2 protein-coding genes and 1 pseudogene are annotated in these 1,785 nt (G+C 72.9%); all 3 read right to left on the reverse strand.

Annotated features, from left to right (window positions below; genetic code table 11):
- Positions 1–1,038: tRNA (adenosine(37)-N6)-threonylcarbamoyltransferase complex transferase subunit TsaD (gene tsaD / locus RMO85_RS13435; RefSeq protein ID WP_310529230.1), on the reverse strand; the 1,038-nt coding region annotated here is incomplete at its 3' end.
- Entirely contained in the window at positions 1,035–1,493 is a 459-nt protein-coding gene (locus tag RMO85_RS13440) for a GNAT family N-acetyltransferase (protein WP_310529231.1), read from the reverse strand. The genes tsaD and RMO85_RS13440, both read right to left, overlap by 4 nt.
- Positions 1,490–1,785, reverse strand: a pseudogene (locus tag RMO85_RS13445) (tRNA (adenosine(37)-N6)-threonylcarbamoyltransferase complex dimerization subunit type 1 TsaB); the annotation flags it as partial. The gene RMO85_RS13440 and the pseudogene RMO85_RS13445, both read right to left, overlap by 4 nt.

The raw sequence follows: 1,785 nt of genomic DNA on the forward strand, positions 1-1,785 counted from the left end.
GACGGAGGTCACCGGCAACGACGAGTCGGCCGGCAGGTCCAGCGACGACGGCGCGACACCACGCGCCACGAGCTCTGCGCCCAGGGCGGCGACCATCGCCCCGTTGTCGGTGCACAGCCCCGGCCGGGGCACCCGGACCCGGATCCCGTGCGCTTCGGCCCGCTCGGTGGCCATCGCCCGCAGCCGGCTGTTGGCCGCGACCCCGCCGCCGATCAGGATGTCCTCGATGCCGAAAGTCCGGGCGGCGTCGAGCGCCTTGCGCGTGAGGACGTCGCACACGGCCTCCTGGAAGGAGGCGGCCACATCGGCGACGTTGATGGTGATCCCGTCCCGCTGCTGCGCCTCCACCCACCGGGCCACTGCCGTCTTGAGCCCGGAGAAGGAGAAGTCGAACCGGTGGCGCTCGAGGTCCTTGCGGGCGGTGAGTCCGCGCGGGAAGTCGATCGCGACGCTGTTGCCGCTGGCCGCGGCCCGGTCGATGTGCGGGCCGCCGGGGAACGGGAGCCCGAGCAGTCGGGCGACCTTGTCGAAGGCCTCGCCGGCCGCGTCGTCGATGGTCGACCCCAGTGGATCCACGCCGAGGGTCACGTCCTCGACCCTGAGCAGGCTGGAGTGGCCCCCCGAGACGAGCATGGCCAGGCAGGGCTCGGGCAAGGGCCCGTGCTCGAGCTGGTCCACGGCGACATGCGCGGCGAGGTGGTTGACGCCGTACAGCGGCTTGCCCAGACCGATCGACAGCGCCTTCGCGCTCGCGACCCCCACCAGCAGCGCGCCGGCGAGGCCCGGGCCGGATGTCACGGCGATCGCGTCGATGTCGGTGAGCCGGATGCCGGCGGTCTCGCAGGCGCGCTCGATGGTGGGCACCATCGCCTCGAGGTGAGCCCGGCTGGCGACCTCGGGCACGACGCCGCCGAAGCGGGCATGCTCCTCGACGCTGCTGGCCACGGCATCGGCCAGCAGGGTGTGCCCGCGCACGATGCCGACGCCGGTCTCGTCGCAGGAGGTCTCGATGCCGAGCACGAGGGGTTCGTCGCTCATCGCTCCATCCTTGCCGATGCTTGGTCAGCGGTGCCGAGCACCCGGCCCAGCACGAGCGCGTCCGAGCCGTCGCGGTAGTAGCGGGGGCGGACGTCGATCCTGCTGAATCCGTGGTGCCGGTAGAAGCCGATCGCGGGGTGGTTGGCGGCGCTCACCTCCAGCATCATCCGATCCGCGTCGCCCGGATGGGCCAGTAGGTCCTCCAGCAGCGCAGTGGCGACGCCGGCACGCCGGTGATGCGGCGCGACCCCGATGCGCTGGAGGTCCACCACGTCGCCGATCGACCTGGAGACGCCGTAGCCGCTCACCTCGTCCTCCGCCGCCACCACGAAGCGGCGTCCGGGGCCGACCAGCTCGGCGTGCAGGGCCGCTGCGTCCCAGGCGTCAGCGCCGAACAGCTCGACCTCCAGCGCAGCCACGCTGGCGAGGTCGGCCTCTGTTGCGAGCCGGATCATGCGCCGGGAGTCACGCGCTTGCGAGGCGCGTTGGCGACAGCGTCGGGCCGGCGCAGGTAGAGCGGCTCCGGGTCGAGCAGCTCGGCGCGTTCCTCGGCCACGACCCTCGCCAGCCACCCGGCACTCGGACGGCTCGGGGACACGGCGTTGGCGAAGTGCTCGGGGTAGAGCAGGGCACCCTCCCCCGCCACCGGGAGCGAGCTCGCCACATCCGCCGGCCTGGAGACGACGGGGCCGTCGAGACGACGGCCCAGGTCGTCGTACGCCGCAAGGTAGACCTCCTTGCGGCGGG

Origin of the sequence: Nocardioides sp., assembly GCF_031422975.1 — a bacterium.
GTDB lineage: Bacteria > Actinomycetota > Actinomycetes > Propionibacteriales > Nocardioidaceae > Nocardioides.

Coding starts and splice junctions, on each gene's coding strand:
- RMO85_RS13440 (WP_310529231.1), bottom strand. CDS start 1,493: ATGATCCGGCTCGCAACAGAGGCCGACCTCGCCAGCGTGGCTGCGCTG.